We start from the raw sequence: 20,169 nt of genomic DNA on the forward strand, positions 1-20,169 counted from the left end.
GCGTCGCTTAGGCGGTGGGGCGACGGCGGTCGAGAGCCAGGTGCGGGCCTTGTCCGCGTGGAACTCCGCCTGACCGGAGCGGAAGAGGAGGCCGGCCGTCGCGAAGGCCGGGTCGTCGGCGGTGGCGGTCACGTACGGGACGGCCACGCAGTCCATGCCGGCCGCGTGGGCGGCCTGCGCGCCCGGCGCCGCGTCCTCGAGCACCACGCAGTCGGCGGGATCCGCGCCGAGGCGGCGGGCCGCCTCGAGGAACACGTCGGGAGCGGGCTTACCGTGCGCCACCTCCTCGGCGGAGACCGCCGTGGTCAGCAGCGCGTCCAGGCCCGTCCCGGCCAGCACGGCGTCGATCGCCTCGCGCGAGGACCCGGAGGCCACCGCCATCGGGACACCCTCCGCGGACAGCCGCTCCACGAACTTCCGCATCTCGGGGAAGACCTCGGTCCCGGTCCGGGCCGGCTCCAGGTAGGCGGCGTTCTGCTCGGCCGGCAGCGGTTCCACCGGGGCCCGGATCCCGTACCGGTCCTTGAGGATCTCCAGCGTCTCCAGCGTCTCCAGGGTGCCGATGCCGATGAAGCGGGAGTGCTGCTCCCAGGTGAAATCGGGGACGCCGTGCCGGGCCAGGGTGCGCCGCCCGGACTCGTACGTAGTTCGGCTCACTGTCCACGAGGGTGCCGTCGAGATCGAATATGACGGAAATCATCCGCTCTGCCCGTCTTGCCGGTCATTTACCTGTCCCGGCCATCCTGTCAGGGTTTGCGGGCTGCCCGTCCCACGGACTCCACCAGCGGCAGCAGCCGGTGCGCGACGCGCTCGCGCAGCGCCACCTCCGTACGGGTGCGGACCACACCAGGGAGCCGGATCAGCTGCTGGATCACGTCCTCCAGGTGCGCGTTGTCCCGGGCCGCCACCCGGGTCAGCAGATCCCCGCCGCCGGTGATCGAAAAGGCCTCGATGATCTCGGGTACGGCGGCCAGCGCATCGCCTACCTCGTCCAGGTGCCCCTGCGTGACCTCGATGTGCACGAAGGCCAGCACGGGATGCCCGAGCGCCGCGGGGGAGAGCACGGGACCGGTCCCGGTGATCACCCCGGTGCGCTCCAGCCGGTCCAGCCGGGCCTGCAGGGTGCCGCGCGCGACCCCGAGGAGCCGGGCGTACTCGCGGACGCTGGTGCGCGGCTGCTCGATCAGCAGGCGCAGGATCCGGGTGTCGAGCTCGTCCACCGCCATGACAGGACTGTACCAATGGCCCAGTGCGGCGCCTTCCCGTCGCGGTGCATCCGCAGGCGCCGGTCCGCCGGAATCCCTTACGGGACTGCCGGGCGGACACGTCCGAGGAGAGGAGAGAACGATGAAGGCCACCACCGGTCTGCACTGCCTGGTCACCGGAGCCACCGGCTACATCGGAGGCCGCCTGGTGCCCGAGCTCCTGGACGCCGGACACCGCGTCCGGTGCCTGGCCCGGTCCCCCGAGAAGCTGCGCGACCACCCGTGGGCCGGGCGCACCGAGGTCGTCCGCGGCGATGTCGCCGACCCCGAGTCCGTCGCAGCGGCCCTGCACGGCATCGACGTCGCCTACTACCTCGTCCACGCCCTCGGCGCCGGATCCGGATTCGAGGACCGCGACCGCACCGCTGCCCGCGTCTTCGCCGAACAGGCCCGTGCGGCCGGCGTCCGGCGCATCGTCTACCTCGGCGGGCTCACCCCGGCGGGGATCCCGGTCGGTGACCTGTCCCCGCACCTGCGCTCCCGCGCCGAGGTGGGTGAGATCCTCCTCGGCTCCGGGGTGCCGGGCACTGTCCTGCGCGCCGCCGTCATCATCGGCTCCGGCTCGGCCTCCTTCGAAATGCTGCGCTACCTGACCGAACGGCTCCCCGTCATGGTCACCCCCAGCTGGGTCGGCACCCGTGTCCAGCCCGTCGCCGTCCGCGACGTACTGCGCTACCTCGTCGGCAGTGCCGCCATGCCGCCCGAGGTGAGCCGCGCCTTCGACATCGGCGGCCCCGACGTGCTCACGTACGAGGAGATGATGCGCCGCTATGCCGCCGTCGCCGCCCTGCCCCACCGGCTCATCCTGCGCGTGCCGATGCTGACCCCACGGCTGTCCAGCCACTGGATCGGCCTGGTCACGCCCGTGCCCCGGGCGCTGGCCCGGCCGCTCGCCGAATCCCTGCGCCACGAGGTCGTGTGCGCGGAACACGACATCGCGCGGTACGTCCCCGACCTGCCCGGCGCCCCGATCGGCTTCGACCGGGCCGTGTCCCTGGCCCTGCAGCGGGTGCGCGAGGCGAACGTGACCACCCGCTGGTCCTCCGCCTCCCTGCCCGGTGCGCCCAGCGACCCGCTTCCCACCGACCCCGACTGGGCGGGAGGCAGCCTCTACACCGACCGGCGCGAACGCGCGGTCGACGCCTCGCCCGCCGCATTGTGGCGGGTGGTGGAGGGCATCGGCGGCGAGAACGGCTGGTACTCGTTCCCGCTGGCCTGGGCCGTCCGGGGCTGGCTGGACCGGCTCGTCGGCGGGGTCGGCATCCGGCGCGGCCGGCGCGACGCGGCCCGGCTGCGGGTGGGGGACTCCCTGGACTTCTGGCGGGTGGAGGAGATCGAACCGGGACGGCTGCTGCGGCTGCGCGCGGAGATGCGGCTGCCGGGGCTGGCCTGGCTCGAGATGTACGCGGACGCGACCGCCTCACCGCCGGACCGGGACCAGGGCGGTGCGGTCCGGGGCGCCCGCTACCGGCAGCGGGCCCTGTTCCATCCGCACGGGCTGCTCGGTCACCTCTACTGGTGGAGCGTGTCGCCCTTCCATGCCGTCGTCTTCGGTGGCATGGCCCGCAACATCGCCCGCGCCGCGCGCCGCCTGGACGAAGAGGCCGCCGCGACCCAGGCCGCCGCGACCCGGGACCGCGCACGCACGGACACCGCATCCACGGACACGGCATCCCGGGACACCGCATCCGCATCCGACCGGCCCCCGTCCGCCGAAGTACCGGACGACAGCCGTCCCCCCGGCCCCGACGCGGAGCGAGAGAACCCATGAACGTCGCGGTGGTCCTGTACACCTCCGATCTGCGCCTGCACGACCATCCGCCGCTGCGCGCGGCCCTCTCCTCCTGCGACCGGGTGGTGCCGCTCTTCGTCCGCGACCGGGCCGTAGACGCGGCCGGCTTCGCCGCTCCCAACCGGCTCGCCTTCCTCGCCGACTGCCTGGCCGACCTGGACGCCGGACTGCGCGAGCGCGGCGGCCGACTCGTGCTGCGCTCCGGCGACGCCGTCGCCGAGGTCTGCGCCCTCGTCCACGAGTGCGACGCCGACGAGGTCCACATGGCGGCCGGGGTCAGCGGCTACGCCCACGCCCGCGAGGAACGGCTCCGCGCCGCCCTCGAAGCCGAGGGCGTCCGGCTCTACGTGCACGATGCGGTCATCACGGCCGCCGCCCCCGGGGCCGTGCTCCCCGCCGGCTCCGACCACTTCGCCGTCTTCACCCCGTACTTCCGCCGCTGGACCGAACTGCCGCCCCGCACCATTGCCCCCGCCCCGCGCTCCGTCCGCGTGCCCGACGGCATCGGCTCCGACCCGCTGCCCCGGCGCGCGGCTGTCACCGGCGTCTCCCCGGGCCTCGCCCGCGGCGGCGAGCGCGCGGCCCGCGACCTCCTCAGGCGCTGGCTGCGCGCGGGCCTCTCCCGCTACGAGGACGCCCACGACGACCTGGCCGGCGACGCCACCTCCCGGCTCTCCCCGCACCTCCACTTCGGCACCCTCTCGCCCGCCGAGGCCGTCCACCGTGCCCGCGCCGCCGCCGTCGGCCCCGGCGCCGAGGCCTTCGTCCGGCAGATCTGCTGGCGCGACTTCCACCACCAGGTGCTCGCCGCCCGCCCCGAGACCGCCGTACGGGACTACCGCGACCGCCGGGACCACTGGCGCACCGGGGCCGCCGCCGAGGAGGAGACCGAGGCCTGGAAGGAGGGCCGCACCGGCTACCCGGTCGTCGACGCGGCCATGCGTCAGCTTCGCCACGAGGGCTGGATGCACAACCGGGGCCGGCTGCTCACCGCCAGCTTCCTCACCAAGACCCTGTACGTGGACTGGCGGATCGGGGCCCGGTACTTCCTGGACCTCCTCGTGGACGGGGACCTCGCCAACAACCAGCTCAACTGGCAGTGGGCGGCCGGGACGGGCACCGACACCCGCCCCAACCGGGTCCTCAACCCGGTCCGCCAGGGCCTGCGTCACGACCCGGCGGCCCGCTACGTCCACCGCTGGGTGCCGGAGCTCGCCGGGCTGGACGCCCCGCAGGTGCACGAGCCCTGGCGGCTGCCAGCGCCGGAGCGGGCCCGCTACGCCTACCCGGACCGGATCGTGGAACTCGCCGACGGGCTCGACCGGTTCCGGCGCGGACGCGGAGCCGCGTGAGCGCCCGGCCCCGGAGCCCTATCGTGAGCGGGTGGACCGCGTGCCCCAGACACCACCGCAGCCCCGGCCCCGGCCCGCCGCCGCGCTGAGCACCGGCGCGGTCGCCCGCCTCCTCGGGGTCTCGCCGACCACGCTGCGCTCCTGGGAGCGCCGGTACGCGATCGGCCCGGCCCGCCGCGAGGCCGGCCGGCACCGCCGCTGGACCCCGGCGGACATCGCCCGGCTGGAGCTGATGTGCCGGCTCACCGCCGACGGGGTACCGCCGGCCGAAGCGGCCCGGGCAGCCCTCGGCGTTGCCGCCGGCGAGCACCGTGCCGGGGCCGCGGCACCGGCGCCGACCCCCGGCGGGACGGGCGCCCTCCCGCTCGGGGCGGTCCGCCCGGAGTGCCGGGGGCTCTCGCGGGCCGCCGTACGCCTGGACGCGCCGACCGTGGCGGAGCTGCTGGAGGCGGCCCTGGCCGAGCACGGCCTGGTCACCGCCTGGGAGGAGGTCATCGCGCCGACCCTGCACGCCGTGGGCCGCAAATGGGCCACCGCCGGGGAGCGTTACGTGGAGGTCGAACACCTCCTGTCCTGGCAGATCTCCTCGGCGCTGCACCGGATCCGGCCCGCGCCCGAGCCGCCCCGGACCCCGCCCGTACTCCTCGCCTGCGTCCCCGGGGAGCAGCACAGCCTGCCCATCGAGGCCCTGACCGCGGTCCTCGGCCAACGGGGTCTGCCCGCCCGGATGTTCGGGGCCGCCCTGCCCGCCGAAGCCCTGCACGACGCCGTGCGGCGCACCGGCTCGCGGGCCGTCGTCCTGTGGGCGCAGTCCCGTACGACCGCCGACCCGGCCCTGGCCCGGTCGGTGGCCGGCATCGAGTGGGGCCTGCGCGGTGCCCGCAGCCGCCCGGCGCTGCTGCTCGCCGGACCCGGCTGGAGCCCGGACGCGCAAGCCCCGCGCACCGAGCGGCTGTACGGGCTGCGCTCGGGCCTCGCGGTCATCGAGTCGCTAGCGCCGCCGCGGGCAGTGACCGGCGCAGCTGGTGCAGAGCCCTTCGCATATGGCTCTTGACGGTGCCCAGCGGCAGCCCGGTGCGGTCCGCGATCTGCGTCTGCGTCAGGTCCGCGTAGAAGGCGAGGCGCAGCACCCGCTGCTGCTCGGACGGCAGCCTGGCCAGCTCCCCGAGGACCAGCAGCCGGTCCAGGACCTGCTCCGACTCCTGCCGCGGCAGGCTGCCGGGACGGCCGGCCGCACCGGGGGCGGCGCGGGCGGCGGCCGCGATCGCCCGGGCCCGCCGGGTCCGTGCCTCCAGGGCGTCGGCCACCTTGTGGCGGGTGATGCCGGTGATCCAGGCCCCGAACCCGCCGGGCCCGGGCCGGTAGCGGCGGCGGCCGTGCCAGGCGGCGAGGAACACCTGCTGCGTGACGTCCTCGGCCTCCCGCTCGTCGGCGAGGCACCGGTGGGCGAGAGAGTGGACCAGCGGCCGCCAGCGCCGGTAGACCGCCTCCATGCAGCGCTCGTCGCCGGCTGCAAAACCCGCCGCGAGACCCGCCGCCCGATCCGCCGTTTCGTCCATGGCCCGAGCCTCGCCACCCCGCACCCGGGCGGGCCACTCGCAGCGTTTGCGCATCGATCTGGACGGGTGGCCGGTGACATGCCGGCCGGATCCCCCGGCGCCGACATGCCGCAGGGCTTATGGTCCGAAGAATGAGCGACCTGCTGCTGGTGAGGCACGGCGAGACGGAATGGAGCGCCACGGGGCGGCACACCGGGCGGACCGATGTACCCCTGACCGCCGCCGGCGTAGAGGAGGCCATCTCGCTGGCCCCCTCCTTCCGCGACCGGCACTTCGAGCTGGTGCTGACCAGCCCGCTGCGCCGGGCCGTCGCCACGGCCGAGCTCGCCGGACTGAGCGGCGGTGTCACCGACCCCGACCTGTACGAATGGGACTACGGCGGCTACGAGGGCATCACCACGGCCGAGATCCAGCGGACCCGGCCGCACTGGTCCCTGTGGACCGACGGCGTCCCTCCCGGCGACGCCGCACACCCCGGCGAGGACGCCGCCCAGGTCGGCGCCCGCGCGGACCGCGCCCTGACCCGGGCCGCCGCGGTCCTCGCCGAGGACCGCGGCGATGCCGTGATCGTCGCCCACGGCCACTTCCTGCGCGTTCTGACCGCCCGCTACCTGGGCCTGCCCCCGCAGGACGGCCGGCTCTTCCTGCTGCGCACCGGCACGGTCAGCGTCCTGTCGACCGAACACGGCCTCCCGGTGATCGCGGGCTGGAACACCCACCCCTGAGGTCCGGGGGCCCGCGGACGTCCCCGCCGAGAGCCCCGCCGCATCCCGTGGGATTCTGAAACCGTGCGAGCCCTTGGGGAACTCCGTACGGGCACCGGCGCCCTGCCGGCGGCCGCACGCCGGGCCGTCCGGACCACGCTCGCCGCCTGCACCGGCTTTTACGTGTTCCTATACGGACTCGGCCAGCCCGTCAGCGCCACCTACGCCCTCTTCGGCGCCGTCTCCCTGGCCGGCCTCTCCCGGATCCCGGGCACGGGACGGCAGCGGGCCGCTGTGATGGTCAGGCTGCTTCCGGTGGCCTGTGTCCTGGTGACCCTGGGTACCTTCCTCGCCGTCCGGACCTGGAGCGCCGTCCTCGGCATGGCCGTCATCGGCTTCTGCGTGGCCTTCTCGGCGGCGGCCGGACCCCGGCCGGCGGGCGCCGCGGCCGGGCTGCAACTGCTGTACATCCTGCCGAGCTTCCCGCCGTACGCCCCGCACACCCTCGACGAGCGGCTCGGCGGCGCCCTCGCCGGCCTCCTGCTGCTGATCCTGGCCGAGGCGTGGGTGCTGCCCGACCCGCGGGTGGCGACGTACGCCGAGCGGGCCGCGGGCTCCACGGCCGAGGCGGCCCGCTGCGCCGCCGCCCTGGAGCGGCCGCCCTACGTCCTGACCGATTCCGCTTCCGAACGGGCCCGGGCGGCCGCCGAGGCGCTGCGGTCCTCCCGGGTCCCGGAGGCGGAACGCCCCGCCGGGCCGGGCCTGCGCGAGCGGGCGCTGGCCCACACCGGGCTGGCCGCACGCACCCTGCTCTCCCGGCTCCGCAACCTGCCTCCACCGCCGGCCGGTCGGGAGCCGAAACAGGCCGGACTCGACCTGCTGGGCGCGGTCCGCGAATCGGCGACCGGAAGCTCCACACTGCTGCGCGACGGACGGCGGCCCGTCGCGGACTCGACGGAACTGCTCCGTCTGCGCGCCCGGAACTCGCGCACCCCCGCCGAGCTGCCCGAGTCCCGCCGCCGGCAGGCTGCTCTGCTGGAGGTCGCGGACGCCGCGGTGGCGCTGCGCACGGCGGCGGAGATCGCCGTGGAGGGGCGCGGCGCGCACCCGGAGGGGGACGCGGCGGACCGGTTCTGGTACGTCCGGCAGAACACGGTGCAGCTGTGGTGGCACCGGATCGCCGCACACACCGGGCCGCGGTCCGTGCACTTCCAGAACGCCGTACGGATCGCGCTGGCCCTCGCGGTGGCCCGTACCGTGGCCGGACTCGACTCCCTCCCGCACGGTTTCTGGGCGATGCTCGCGGTCATCAGCCTCACCCGGACCACCGCCGTGCAGACCCGCGGAACCGTGCGCACCGCGCTGATCGGCACCTCCCTGGGCGCGCTCGCCGCCGGTACGGTGCTCGCCCTGGCCCGCGAGGACACCACCATCTACGCGGTCGTGCTCCCGCCGCTGATGCTGTTCACGTTCACCATCGGGCCCGTGCGGGGCGTGGGCTGGGCGCAGGCGCTCTTCACGCTGGTCGTCGCCGTCGTCTTCGCCCAGCTGTCCGCGGTCACCTGGCAGCTGGCCGAGGTCCGCTTCCTCGATGTGACCATCGGCAGCGCGATCGGAATCGTGTGCGGGATCCTGGCCTGGCCGCGCGGGGCCCACGACGAACTCGGCCGGGCGGTGGCCGGACTGCTGCGCGCCTGCGCCGACGACGTCGAGTCGACCACAGCCGTCGCCACGGCGCCCCGGGGGCTCGCGCAGGCCCCGGACAGCTCGGAGCACCGGGTCCGGATCACACTGGTCATGGCCGAGTCGGCGTACGCCCAGTACCAGAGCGAGACGCAGCGCCCGGCCGGGCCGGGCCCGGACTGGCAGGCGACGGTGATGACCGGGCACCACGTGCTCTGGGGCGCCGGGCGGGTCCTGGGCAGCGTGGACGGGACGCCGCTGGCGCGCAGCGAGGCGGCGCAGCTCGGGGGCTACGCCGCCCGCGTGGCGGCCGGACTGCGCCGGGCGGCGGTGGTGGTCGACGTCCCGCACAAGAACCGTGACAGGACCCGTTCGGGCGGGACCGGCACGCCGGGCGGTCCCGGGGCCGCGGGGTCCGGTGCGCCGGCCACGCCCGTGTCCGCCGAGGCGGCGCCGCCCGACGCGGGGCCCGTCTACTTCGCCACGACGGCCTGGCTCGACTCGCTGACGGCGGACCTCCGGACCATCGAGTCGGGCCGCGCCGCGGCGGCACCCGCCGGCCCGGTGTGATCCCCGGGTCCGCCGTTTCCCGGCCGTGCGCCCGGGCAGAAACCCCACGGCGTCCGGGACCGAACGGGCGGCGGAAGCGCGAACCGAGGATGAGGGCGAGGGGCGCCGATGAATGGTGGCAAGTCCGCGGCGGAGGTGTTCGACGAGGTCGGCGCACGGTACGAGGAGGTGTTCGGGCGGGTTCCCGGGCAGCTCGCCGCACTGGACTGGCTCACCGGCCGGCTCGCCCCCGGCGCCCGCGTGCTGGACGTGGGCAGCGGTACGGGCCGCCCGACCGCCGAGGCGCTCACGCGGGCGGGCTGCACGGTGACCGGCATCGACGTCTCGGCGCACATGGTCGGCCTCGCGCGCTCCCGGGTGCCGCAGGCCCGGTTCGAGCAGGCCGACGTCCGGACGTACGCGGCCGCGGTAGGCGGCTTCGACGCGGTGTGCTCCTTCTTCCCGCTGCTGGTGATGTCCCAGCAGGAGGTGGCCGCGGCGCTGGAGCGGATGGCTTCGTGGGTGGCGCCCGGCGGGTACTTCGTGCTGGCCACCGTGCCGGGCGACATCAGCGGTCTCGACATCGTGTGGATGGGGCACGAGGTCACCGTCAGCAGCCTGTCCACGGCGGAGCACCTGCGGCTGCTGGGCGCAGCCGGGCTGGAGGTGCTGGAGCACCACACCGCGCTGTTCCGGCCCGAGGCCGGGCACGCCGGAGCCGCCGGAGCCGCCGAGGCGGTCGAGCCCGAGGAGCACCTCTTCTGCTACGCCCGCCGCCCCGCCTGAGCGAGTGCTGGTCCGTTGGCCGAGGGTGGCCGAACCAAAGGCCTCGGCACTGGACCAATGGCCCAGTGATCCGGTGCCGTGTTGAGCCAGTGGGCCCTCGGATGCTTATCTGTGCTCTATCCATGTACTTACGGCGCCGCGCAGCGCCGGGCGGCAACGAGGCCGGTCCGGAGCGCGGTGCCTTCGTCGTGCCCGCCTGCCGCCCACCACCCCGGGCGGCTGCCGGGCCGGCGCGCACCATCTCGAGGGGGGCGGCACACCGCCGTGAAGAGAATGTTCGTGGCTCCGGATCCGGGGCGCCTGCGACTAAGGAACTCGCTGCGGGCCGTGCTGGGCGTCGGGCTTGCCGTCGTGGTGGCCGAGCTGTGCGGCCTCTCCCTCACCGCCTCCATCACCGGGGGACTCGCGGCCCTGCTCACCCTGTTCACCGTGCTCGACCCGACCGTGCGGGCCCAGCGCGTGACCAGCGCCCTGCTCCCCGTCGCCGGTTTCCCCGTCCTCGCGCTGGCCACCACCCTGCACGGGGTGCCGCTTGCCCGCGATGCCGCCTTCCTTGCCGTCGTGTTCGCCGGGGTCTACGCCCGCCGCTGGGGGCCGCGCGGGCACGCCCTCGGGATCTTCGGCTTCATGATGTTCTTCGTCACCCAGTTCCTGCACGCCGTCCCCGGCCAGCTGCCCGAGCTGTACGCCGCCGTCGGACTGGCGCTGCTCTCCGCCGGCGCGGTGCGGTTCCTGCTGTGGCCCATCGAGCGGCGCACCCCGCCGCCCGCCGCCCCGCCCGGCCTGCCCGGCACCGGCCTGGCCCGGCCGACCACGCGGCAGGCCTTCCAGGCCACCGCGGCCTGCGCCTTCGCGCTCGGCATCGGCCAGGCGCTCTCCGACGACCGCTGGTACTGGGCCGTCGGCACCGCCTGGTGGATCTTCGTCAACACCGCCTCCCGGGGAGAGACGCTCGTCCGCGGCTTCCGCCGGGTCCTCGGCACGGTCGTCGGCATCGCCGCCGGGCTGCTGATCGCCGTACCGCTGCACGGCGCGCCCGCGCCCACCGCCGCACTGGTCGCCGTATGCGTCTTCGGGATCTTCTACACCGCGGCCCCCTCGTACTCCTGGATGATGTTCTTCGTCACCGTCATGGCCGGGCTGCTCTACGGACTCCTCGGCGTCCTGCACCCCGGACTGCTGGTCCTGCGCTTCCAGGAGACCGCGATCGGCGCGCTGGGCGCCGCCCTCGCCGTGGTGCTCGTCCTCCCGGTGACCACCCACGGCGCCAACGACGCCTGGATCCAGCGCGCCCTGCACTGCGTACGGGCCTCCACCGCGGCCTCCCTCGACCGCCTCGCCGGGGACCCCGACGCCGACCCCGCCCCGTACGCGGCCGAACTTGAACTGCTGCTGGGCCGCGTACGGATGGCCCTCGCGCCCCTCGTCCACCCGCTCAGCCCGCTGCGCGCCCGCAAGGCCCGGGCCCGGCAGGTCCTCGGGCTGCTCGACGACTGCGCCCGGGAGGTGCGCGGGCTGGTGGCCGTCGCCGCTGATCCGCAGGCCTCGCACGACGCCCGACTGGCCGCGGCCTGCTGGCGGGTGGAGGCGGCCGTGGAGGCGCTGACCACCCCGCGGACCACGGCGGAACCCGCCGTTCCCAGCCAACCCCGGCCCGCCGCCGCGGAACCGGCCCTCGCGCACCTGCACGGCCTGGAGCACGCCCTCGTGGCCCTCCACGCCCCGCTGCGCACCGACCCGCGCTCGCCCCTCGTCATCAGCGCCTGATCCGGCCGCAGGACGGCCCGGCCGCCGTAGGGCCGGGCCCGCATGATTCCCGAGGTCAGAGACCTGATGACGGCGGATCCTACGCCCTGTCGGCCCTGCTCCGCAGGGCAATGGCCCGAAGATCACTCGGTGGAGTGTTCCGGACACACGTGCGGTATGCCGCTGACCTGCGGCATGTACAACGGGTGATTGTTGATTGCACATTCATCCGGCACGTACAGGGTGGATCTGGTCGGACAGGGGGTAACCGCCCGGGATGGAAATACTTCAACAGCGCTCGACCACAGCCCAAGTGTGGGAAGCAGCCGAGGAGTTCATCCGACTCTTCCACCGGGAGAACCCGCAGGCGGGTGATCCGCGGGCCCGTCTCGCAGCCGTGCGGGCCGAGCTCGCGGACACCGGCAGCTACCGGCACACCCCGCAGGAGCTCGTCCACGGGGCCCGTGTCGCCTGGCGCAACAGTAACCGCTGCATAGGCAGGCTGTATTGGAACTCGCTGCGCGTGCGCGACCGCCGCGAGCTCACCGCCGCCGACGACATCGCCGCCGAGTGCTTCGAGCACCTGCGCGACGCGACCAACGGGGGCCGGGTCAGACCCACCATCACCGTCTTCGCCCCGGACACCCCGGACCGCCCCGGCCCGCTGATCTGGAGCGAGCAGCTCGTCCGGTACGCCGGCTACGGCGACCACCACTCCGTCACCGTGGGCGATGCCCGCAACGCGCCCCTCACCAGTGCGCTGCTCGGCCTCGGCTGGGCCGGGGGCGCCGGCACCCCCTTCGACCTGCTGCCGCTGGTGGTCCAGGGCGTCGACGACAAGCCGCGCTGGTTCGACACCCCCGCGGACGCCGTGCTGGAGGTCCCGATCGAGCACCCCGACGACGCGGGCTGGGCCGACTGGGGGCTGCGCTGGCACGCCGTACCCGCCATCTCCAACATGTGCCTGGAGATCGGCGGCATCCACTACCCGGCCGCGCCCTTCAACGGTTGGTACATGGGAACCGAGATCGGCGCCCGCAACCTCGCGGACACCGACCGGTACAACCTCCTCCCCGCCGTCGCCCGGCGCCTGGGCCTGGACACCTCCAGCGACCGCTCGCTCTGGAAGGACCGTGCGCTCGTCGAGCTGAACCGGGCCGTGCTGCACTCCTTCGACCGGGCCGGGGTCACCATCGCGGACCACCACACCGAGTCGCGGCGCTTCCTCAGCCACATAGAGCGCGAGGAGAGCAAGGGGCGCGAGGTGGGCGCCGACTGGTCCTGGATCGTGCCGCCGATCTCGGGCTCAGCGACCCCGGTCTTCCACCGCACGTACGACGACCGGCCGAGCTCGACGGCATACGTGCACCACCCCGGCGCGCAGGAACGCGCCCAAGGACGGGATCTGGTCTAGACCTTCTGTTACCGTCGGCTCCGCACGGATCGATCCGGAACGTGGAGAGGGGCATCCCGTGGGCGACGCGGACGGTACGGAGGGCACGTACGAAAGCGCCCGGAGCGGCGGACACCGGGTCCACATCGGCTCGTTCACCTCGGGAGGCGGCCGCGGCATCGCCACCGCGGCCGTGGACCCGGCGACCGGCGCACTGACCCTGCTCTGCGCCACCGATGCCGTCGCGGACCCCTCGTACCTCGCCGTCGACCGGGCCACCCGCGTGCTCTACGCCGTGAGCGAGACCGAGCAGGGTGCGGCCGCCGCCTTCCGGCCCACCCCCGAGGGCCTCGCCGCCCTCGGCCCCGCCGTCCGCGTCGGCGGCTCCGGACCGACCCACCTCAGCGTGGCGGGGCGCCGGCTGCTGACCGCCAACTACACCTCCGGCAGCGTGAGCAGCCTCCCGCTCGCCGCGGACGGCGCCCCGTCCGGACCCGCCTCGGTCCTCGCCCACCAGGGCTCCGGCCCCGACGCGAGCCGCCAGGAGCGGCCGCACGCCCACCAGGTGCTGCCCGATCCGAGCGGCCGCTGGGTGCTCAGCGTGGACCTCGGCACCGATTCGGTCCGGGTCTGCGCGCCGGACCCGGCCACCGGGGCGCTGCGCCTGCACGGCGAGACCGCGCTGCGCGCCGGGACGGGCCCGCGCCACCTCGTCTTCCACCCGGACGGCGAGGTGGTCTACGTCCTGCACGAGCTGGAGCCGCAGCTGACCGTCTGCCGCTGGAATCCGGGCTCCGGGCAACTGGAACCGGTCGACGAGGTTCCGGTCGCCTCTGCGGGCGCTCCAGGGGGCGTACGGGCCTATCCCTCGGCCGTGGTGGCCTCACCCGACGGCCGGTTCGTATGGGCCGCCGTCCGCGGCGCCGACGCCATCGCCACGCTCTCGCTCGGCGGCGGGGCCGGGAAACCGCGGCTCACGGGCAGCGTGGACTGCGGCGGCAGCTGGCCGCGGGACCTCGCCGCCGATCCCTCGGGGCGTCGGCTGTACGCGGCCAACGAGCGCTCCGGGGACGTCACCTGGTTCGACGTCGACCCGCTGACCGGGCAGCCGCGCCGGGCCGGCTCGGTGGCGGTGCCTGCCGCCACCTGCGTGGTCTTCGGCTGACACGGCCGCGCGCGTGCGCACGGCCGAGGGCCCGCGCCCCGGGGAAGAATCCCGGGGCGCGGGCCCTCGTGCGAGCGGTCCTGGGAAGGATCAGTGGGCGGCGGCACCCTGGGAGAGGCCGAGTGCCGCGGAGTACTGGGTGACGACGAGCTTGCCGAGCGCCGAGTAGGCGCCGAGCACCTCGGCGGCCGCGCAGTCGGCCTCCTTGCAGGCCGTGTCCAGCAGCCCCTCGGCAGCCTCCGGGCCGATCAGGTACGGGGCCAGGGCGAGCTGCGTGGAGCCCTCGCTGCGCAGCTGCTCGGCGACCGCGGCCACCGAACCCTCCTGGTCGAGCGCGGCGGCCTTGACGGGCACCGCGAGGCGGGCGGCCAGCAGCATGCCGGTGACCCCGGCGACCTGGACGGCCTCCGCGCCGCCGGTGGTGGCCACGATGATGCCGTCGGCGGCGGTGGTGACGGTGAACAGCCGGGCGCGGTCGGCGCGGGCCAGGCCCGCCTCGGAGAGCCGTACGTGCAGGCCCTCGGCGAGCAGCGGGTGCGGGCCGAGCACCTCGGCCAGCTCGGCGGCGGCCGAGGAGTCCATGACGGCTTGGCGCATCCGGCGCAGCAGGTCGGCGTCGGGGCCGGCCAGCAGCGGCACGACCACGGCGTCCGGGCCGGTCGGCGCGGGCACCTCGTGGCCGGCGGCGCGGGCGAACTCCGCGCGCGCGACGCGCTCGGCCGCGACAGCGGTCAGCACGGCGGCGAGGGCCGGGAACTCGGAGCCTTCGGCGTCATCGCCCTCGAGGAAGCCGATGCGGGCGTCCAGGCCCGGCAGCTCGGAGCGGCCGATGCTGATGATCTCTTCCGCCAGCCCCCGCGAGGCGGCCGAAGGGGCACCGGGCACGGCGAGCACCAGCGCGGGCGCGCCCTCGGGCGCCACCGCGGGCTCGGGTCGGCGGTGCCGTCCGGCAGGGCGGGGTCGCGGCATTCGTACGGGCAGGCCATTTGCGGGCCCAGTGGGGGAGCTCATGGCGCCGCATGCTACTGGCTTATCGGAACCGAGTGTTCGGGCAGGGCCTTATCGGGCGGCTTCTGTCCGTATTTATCCGTTGAATGTCGTATACCGTTCAACGGAATGATCAACTGGCGGAGGGGAGTCGCCAGTCCACCGGCTGTGCTCCCTGACGGACCAGCAGGTCGTTGGTCCGGCTGAACGGCCTGGAACCGAAGAACCCGTTCGCCGCGGACATGGGGGAGGGGTGGACGGACTCCACGGCCGGCAACTCGCCGAGCAGCGGCCGCAGATTGCGGGCGTCCCGGCCCCACAGCACCGACACGAGGGGCTTCCCGCGCGCGGCCAGCGCCCGGATTGCCTGCTCGGTGACGGCCTCCCAGCCCTTGCCGCGATGGCCCCCGGTCTTGCGCGGGGCGGTGGTCAGCGCGCGGTTCAGCAGCAGCACCCCCTGCCGGGTCCACGGGGTCAGGTCCCCGTTCGCCGGCCGGGGCACCCCGAGGTCCGCGTACAGCTCGCGGAAGATGTTGTCCAGGCTGGGCGGCCACGGGCTGACGTCGGGCGCGACCGAGAACGACAGGCCCATCGCGTGCCCCGGGGTGGGGTACGGGTCCTGGCCGACGATCAGCACCTTCACCTCGTCGAAGGGCTGCTGGAAGGCGCGCAGTACGTTCGCCCCGGCCGGCAGGTACGTCCTCCCCGCCGCGACCTCGGCGCGCAGGAAGTCGCCCATCACGGCGATCTGCGCCGCCACCGGCTCCAGAGCCCGGGCCCAGCCCGGCTCGACGATCTCGTTCAACGGTCGTGCTGCCACAGTGAGTCACTCTACTGGCCGATTCAGTGAGCCAGCACCGCCGCACGTACACACAGGACATCGGGCAGGTGCTCGGCCAACAGCTGCCAGCTGTCCCCGTCGTCGTGGCTGGCGTAGAGCTCGCCGTTGCGGTTGCCGAAGTAGACCCCCGCCGGATCCGCGTCGTCCGTGCACAGGGCGTCCCGCAGCACCGTCCCGTAGTGGTCCCCGGCCGGCAGCCCGTGCGTGAGCGGCTCCCATCCGGCGCCCGCGTCCTGGGTACGGAAGACCCGGCACCGGTGCTCCGCCGGGACCCGGTCGGAGTCGGCGTTGAGCGGGAAGACGTACGCGGTGTCCGGCCGGTGCGGGTGCGCGGCCACCGCGAAGCCGAAGTCGGAGGGCAGGCCGCCGCCGATGTCGGTCCACCGGGCCCCGGCGTCGTCGCTGCGGTAGACGCCCCAGTGGTTCTGCAGGTACAGCCGCTTCCGGTTCCCGGCGTCCTGAGCGATCTTGTGCACGCACTGGCCGAACTCCGGATGCGGATCCGGCAGGAACACCGCCGAGACCCCCTCGTTCGACGGGGCCCATGCGGCGCCGCCGTCCAGGGTGCGGAACACCCCGGCGGTGGAGACCGCCACCGTCACCGCGTCGGGGTCGGCCGGGTCCGTCAGCACCGTGTGCAGGCCCTCGCCGCCGCCGCCCGGCACCCAGCTCCCCCGGCTCGGGTGCTCCCACAGCGGGCGGACCAGCTCGAAGGACTTCCCGCGGTCCGTCGAGCGGAACAGGGCGGCCGGCTCCGTCCCCGCGTAGACCACGTCCGGCGCCTCGGGGCCGGCCGGATGCAGCTGCCAGACCCGCTCCAGCGAGGCACCGGTGTCCTTCGGGAACTTCACGGCGGGCTCCGCGGGCTCCTGCCAGCTCGCCCCCAGGTCGTCGGAGCTGAACACGGACGGCCCCCAGTGCGAGCTGTCCCCGCCGACGAGCAGCCGGGGTACCGGCCCTCGCCGGTCGACCGCGACGGCGTAGACGGCCTGGGCGTTGAAATGGGGCCCGTCGAGCTCCCAGGGGCCGCCGCCGCGCCTGCGGCCGATGAAGAGGCCCTTGCGGGTCCCCGCGAGCAGGAGCACCTCGGACATGGTCGACACCTCCGGACTTCGCCGTCACGGTCGTCGTGCTGAACTTCTTTCCGGCCAGTCTGCACCCGCCCGCCGACAGGGGCCGGGCAGCCGCTCCGCTGCGCTGACCAGCCGGTCGCCATCGATCAACAGGCGTATCCAAAGGGTGGCTACTTGATCGTAGGAGGCCGAAAGGGGTTGACTTCCACCTCTGCCACCGCACGAGAGGCACTACGTGGTCACCGAGCACCTTTCACCGCTCGACCTCGCCTTCTGGCGGATCGAATCCGCCGCCCACCCGATGCACCTCGGCGCCCTCGCGGTCTTCGAAGCCGCCCCGCAGGACCCCGGTCCTGGTTCCGGCCCAGGCCCCGGCCCCGGTCACGCCGGCCCCGACGCCGCGGTCCGCGCCGCCGCACTGCTCACCGACCGCTGCGCCGCCGTCCCCGGCCTGCGCCGCCGCATCCACGACGTGCTGCTGCCGATCGGCGCGGCAGCCTGGTCGCCCGACGCGGACTTCGATCCGGCCCGGCACGTGTTCCTCGTCCGCACCGGCGACCCGCAGGCCGCCGCCGGGCCCCTCATGGCGCGGCCGCTGGACCGGAGCCGGCCGCCCTGGGAGGCGCACGTCCTGGCCGGGCCGGACCCGGGCTCCTTCGCGGTGCTCTTCAAGTTCCACCACGCCCTCGCCGACGGGCTCGGCGCCCTCGCGCTGGCGGCCATGCTCTTCGACGAGGGCCCGCCCGTACGGGGTCCCGCGCGGCCGGCCCCCGTACCGCAGCCCGGCGGCTCCGCCCTGCGCAGCCTTCCCGGGGTCCTGGCCGCCCGGGTCCAGGACGTCGGCCAGGCCCTGGAGATCGGCGCGTCCGTCGCCCGCGCCGGACTGCGCCTCGGCGTCCCGGCCGCCCTGACCGCCGTCCCGGCACAGACCGGCACCCGCGCGGTCGCGGGCCTCGCGCTCGACCTCGACGATGTCAATCGCATCCGGAAGGTCGCCGGAGGCACCGTCAACGACGTCCTCATCGCCATGGTCGCGGGTGCGCTGCGGCGCTGGCTGGTGGGTCGCGGCGACCCCGAGCCGGAGGGTCCCGGGCCGCGCGCCCTGATACCGGTCTCCCGTCGCCGGCCGGGCGGCGCGCAGTACGGCAACCGGCTCTCCGGCTACCTGCTCCGGCTGCCCCTCGCCGAGCCGGACCCGCTGCTGCGCCTGCACCGGGTGCGGATCGGCATGGACCGCAACAAGGAGGCCGGACCCGCCCGCGGCGCCGGGGCCGTCGCGCTGCTGGCCGACCACGTCCACCCGCTCGGCCACCGGCTCGGCGGCCCGCTGGTCGCGCAGGCGGCCCGGCTGCTCTTCGACATCCTGGTCACCAGCGTCCCGCTGCCCAGTTTCACCTTCTCCCTCGGCGGCAGCCGGGTCCGGGAGGTCTATCCGCTCGCCCCGCTCGCCCGCGGCCACTCACTGGCGGTCGCGGTCTCCACGTACAAGGGCACGGTCCACTACGGCCTGGTCGCCGATGCGGCGGCGGTGCCGGACCTGGCCGCCCTCGCCGAGGCGCTGCACGCCGAGCTCGACGAGCTTGTACGAGAGATCTCGTAGTACGAGAAGTTTCGTAGTACGGTGACTCTCGTACAAGCCGACGATCGTCGGCGCGCCCGGCCACATCCGGAGAGCCCTTCATGAGTGCTGCCCCGCTCGCCCCCGCGACCCCTGCCGCCGGCGTTCCCGCCGCCTTCGCCGCCCTCTTCGCACCCCTCACCCTGCGCTCGGTCACCGTCCCGAACCGGGTGTGGATGGCGCCGATGTGCCAGCACGTCGCCGAGGCCTCCGGCCTGGCGGCGGGCGTGGCCCACGCATGGCACGTCGCGCACTACGCCGCCCGCGCGGTGGGCGGCGCAGGCCTGATCCTCCAGGAGGCCACGGCCGTCTCCCCGGAGGGCCGGATCTCCCCGTACGACCTCGGCATCTGGAACGACACCCAGGTCGAGGCGCTGCGCCCGATCACCTCGTTCATCAAGGCCCAGGGCGCAGTCCCCGGCATCCAGATCGCCCATGCCGGACGCAAGGCCTCGACCGGCCGCCCCTGGGAGGGCGGCGGCTACGTCGGACCCGAGGCCGACGGCTGGCTGCCGAGCGCCCCGAGCCCGGCGCCGTTCGCCGAGGGCGACCCGGTGCCGCACGAGCTGACGACCGCCGAGATCCACGAGATCACCGGCCAGTTCGCGGCCGCCGCGCGCCGTGCGCTGGCCGCCGGCTACGAGGTCGTCGAGATCCACGGTGCCCACGGCTACCTCATCGGCCAGTTCCTCTCCGGCGAGAGCAACCGGCGCACCGATGCGTACGGCGGCTCCTTCGAGAACCGGGCCCGCTTCGCCCTCGAAGTCGTCGACGCCGTACGGGCGGTGTGGCCCGAGGAGCTGCCGCTGTTCTTCCGGGTCTCCGCCACCGACTGGCTGGAAGAGTCCGGCTGGACCCCCGAGGACACGGTCCGGCTGGCCGGACTGCTCCAGGCGCACGGGGTGGACCTGCTGGACGTGTCCACCGGCGGGATGGCCCCGAAGGCGAGCATCCCTGTGGGCCCGGGCTACCAGGTGCCGTTCGCGGCCGAGGTCAAGGCCCGGACAGGCCTCCCGGTGGCCGCCGTCGGGCTGATCACCGAGCCGGAGCAGGCCGGGGAGATCCTGGCCGACGGGCAGGCGGACGCGGTCCTGCTGGGCCGCGAGCTGCTGCGCGACCCGTACTGGGCCCGCCGCGCGGCCGCCGAACTCGGCGCCGGGGTCCGGGTGCCCGCGCCGTACCACCGCGCCTGGTAGGGCAACTCGGCCGGGCGGTGCGGTCGGTCGGTGTACTACGGTGTTCCTCGTACAACACACCGGAGCGGGGGCGAACGGAGCAGCAGACGTGACGGATGCGGCCACCACCCGTACGCTCGCCCATCCCGAGCCTGCGGAGATCCGGCTCGAGGCGGTGCTGCACGCGCTGTCGGACCCGATGCGGCTGTCGATCGTGCGGGACCTCGCGGTCACGCCGGACGAGCTGGCGTGCTCGTACTTCGTCCTCCCGGTCACCAAGTCGACGACCACGCACCACTTCCGCGTCCTGCGGGAGGCCGGTGTGATCCGCCAGGCCTACCGCGGGACGGCGAAGATGAACGGCCTGCGCCGTGCGGAGCTGGAGGGCCTGTTCCCGGGGCTGCTCGACAGCGTGCTCACCGCGGCCGCCGCGGAGGAGGCACGCCGGGCGGACACCCCCTAAGCGTGGGCTAAGCGCGGG

General features: G+C 74.8%; 17 protein-coding genes and 1 pseudogene. 12 read left to right on the forward strand and 6 right to left on the reverse strand.

From position 1 onward, the window contains the following. Both AB0M76_RS41980 and AB0M76_RS41985 read right to left on the reverse strand, forming a co-directional pair. A pseudogene (locus tag AB0M76_RS41980) lies at window positions 1–700 on the reverse strand (HAD-IA family hydrolase); the annotation flags it as partial. A gap of 46 nt (window positions 701–746) precedes the next feature. Next, the gene (locus AB0M76_RS41985; RefSeq protein WP_266631695.1) at window positions 747–1,226 is read right to left on the reverse strand and encodes an Lrp/AsnC family transcriptional regulator; all 480 of its coding nucleotides are present in this window, start codon (window positions 1,224–1,226) and stop codon (window positions 747–749) included. A gap of 121 nt (window positions 1,227–1,347) precedes the next feature. Here AB0M76_RS41985 and AB0M76_RS41990 point away from each other — a divergent pair, with 121 nt between their 5' ends. From AB0M76_RS41990 to AB0M76_RS42000, 3 genes are read left to right on the forward strand one after another with little or no spacing between them, the layout of a single operon-like run. Beyond that, window positions 1,348–3,036 carry an SDR family oxidoreductase gene (locus AB0M76_RS41990; RefSeq protein WP_365958043.1) on the forward strand — a complete coding sequence of 563 codons (1,689 nt, stop codon included), beginning with the start codon at window positions 1,348–1,350 and terminating at the stop codon, window positions 3,034–3,036. Continuing rightward, window positions 3,033–4,409 (forward strand): deoxyribodipyrimidine photo-lyase, encoded by a 1,377-nt coding sequence (locus AB0M76_RS41995; RefSeq protein WP_365958044.1) that lies wholly within the window; start codon window positions 3,033–3,035, stop codon window positions 4,407–4,409. Before AB0M76_RS41990 ends, AB0M76_RS41995 begins: the two co-directional genes overlap by 4 nt. Before the next feature lie 31 nt (window positions 4,410–4,440). Then, entirely contained in the window at window positions 4,441–5,463 is a 1,023-nt protein-coding gene (locus tag AB0M76_RS42000; protein ID WP_365958045.1) for a MerR family transcriptional regulator, read from the forward strand. Here AB0M76_RS42000 and AB0M76_RS42005 read toward each other — a convergent pair. After that, on the reverse strand, window positions 5,390–5,968 hold the full coding sequence (locus AB0M76_RS42005; RefSeq protein ID WP_365958046.1) for a sigma-70 family RNA polymerase sigma factor: 579 nt from the start codon (window positions 5,966–5,968) through the stop codon (window positions 5,390–5,392). The genes AB0M76_RS42000 and AB0M76_RS42005 overlap by 74 nt on opposite strands. Before the next feature lie 131 nt (window positions 5,969–6,099). Here AB0M76_RS42005 and AB0M76_RS42010 point away from each other — a divergent pair, with 131 nt between their 5' ends. From AB0M76_RS42010 to AB0M76_RS42035, 6 genes are all read left to right on the forward strand, one after another. Next, complete coding sequence (locus tag AB0M76_RS42010) at window positions 6,100–6,693, forward strand: histidine phosphatase family protein (protein WP_365958047.1); 594 nt, start codon at window positions 6,100–6,102, stop codon at window positions 6,691–6,693. A 63-nt stretch (window positions 6,694–6,756) separates the two neighbouring features. Next, window positions 6,757–8,925 (forward strand): FUSC family protein, encoded by a 2,169-nt coding sequence (locus AB0M76_RS42015; protein ID WP_365958048.1) that lies wholly within the window; start codon window positions 6,757–6,759, stop codon window positions 8,923–8,925. A 108-nt stretch (window positions 8,926–9,033) separates the two neighbouring features. Further along, the gene (locus tag AB0M76_RS42020) at window positions 9,034–9,690 is read left to right on the forward strand and encodes a class I SAM-dependent methyltransferase (RefSeq protein ID WP_365958049.1); all 657 of its coding nucleotides are present in this window, start codon (window positions 9,034–9,036) and stop codon (window positions 9,688–9,690) included. 273 nt (window positions 9,691–9,963) lie between these two features. Then, entirely contained in the window at window positions 9,964–11,457 is a 1,494-nt protein-coding gene (locus AB0M76_RS42025; RefSeq protein ID WP_365958057.1) for an FUSC family protein, read from the forward strand. 256 nt (window positions 11,458–11,713) lie between these two features. Further along, window positions 11,714–12,850 (forward strand): nitric oxide synthase oxygenase, encoded by a 1,137-nt coding sequence (locus AB0M76_RS42030; protein ID WP_365958050.1) that lies wholly within the window; start codon window positions 11,714–11,716, stop codon window positions 12,848–12,850. Window positions 12,851–12,908: 58 nt separating this feature from the next. Beyond that, a complete protein-coding gene (locus AB0M76_RS42035; RefSeq protein WP_365958051.1) occupies window positions 12,909–13,994 on the forward strand; it encodes a lactonase family protein in 1,086 nt (361 codons plus the stop codon). Window positions 13,995–14,084: 90 nt separating this feature from the next. Here AB0M76_RS42035 and AB0M76_RS42040 read toward each other — a convergent pair whose 3' ends face one another. The 3 genes from AB0M76_RS42040 to AB0M76_RS42050 form a co-directional block, all read right to left on the reverse strand. Continuing rightward, window positions 14,085–15,005, reverse strand: a complete 921-nt coding sequence (locus AB0M76_RS42040; protein WP_266669616.1) for a hypothetical protein — start codon at window positions 15,003–15,005, stop codon at window positions 14,085–14,087. A gap of 109 nt (window positions 15,006–15,114) precedes the next feature. Further along, complete coding sequence (locus tag AB0M76_RS42045) at window positions 15,115–15,801, reverse strand: uracil-DNA glycosylase (RefSeq protein WP_365958052.1); 687 nt, start codon at window positions 15,799–15,801, stop codon at window positions 15,115–15,117. A gap of 23 nt (window positions 15,802–15,824) precedes the next feature. After that, entirely contained in the window at window positions 15,825–16,916 is a 1,092-nt protein-coding gene (locus tag AB0M76_RS42050) for an exo-alpha-sialidase (RefSeq protein ID WP_365958053.1), read from the reverse strand. A 214-nt stretch (window positions 16,917–17,130) separates the two neighbouring features. Here AB0M76_RS42050 and AB0M76_RS42055 point away from each other — a divergent pair, with 214 nt between their 5' ends. From AB0M76_RS42055 to AB0M76_RS42065, 3 genes are all read left to right on the forward strand, one after another. Continuing rightward, window positions 17,131–18,495: a wax ester/triacylglycerol synthase family O-acyltransferase gene (locus tag AB0M76_RS42055; RefSeq protein WP_365958054.1), complete on the forward strand. Its 1,365-nt coding sequence runs from the start codon at window positions 17,131–17,133 to the stop codon at window positions 18,493–18,495. 80 nt (window positions 18,496–18,575) lie between these two features. Continuing rightward, window positions 18,576–19,709, forward strand: a complete 1,134-nt coding sequence (locus AB0M76_RS42060; protein ID WP_365958055.1) for an NADH:flavin oxidoreductase/NADH oxidase — start codon at window positions 18,576–18,578, stop codon at window positions 19,707–19,709. 88 nt (window positions 19,710–19,797) lie between these two features. Next, window positions 19,798–20,151 (forward strand): transcriptional regulator, encoded by a 354-nt coding sequence (locus AB0M76_RS42065; protein ID WP_365958056.1) that lies wholly within the window; start codon window positions 19,798–19,800, stop codon window positions 20,149–20,151. Window positions 20,152–20,169 lie beyond the last annotated feature (18 nt).

The sequence above is a fragment of the Streptomyces sp. NPDC051364 genome, from assembly GCF_040682115.1.
In the GTDB taxonomy this organism is placed as follows: domain Bacteria; phylum Actinomycetota; class Actinomycetes; order Streptomycetales; family Streptomycetaceae; genus Streptomyces.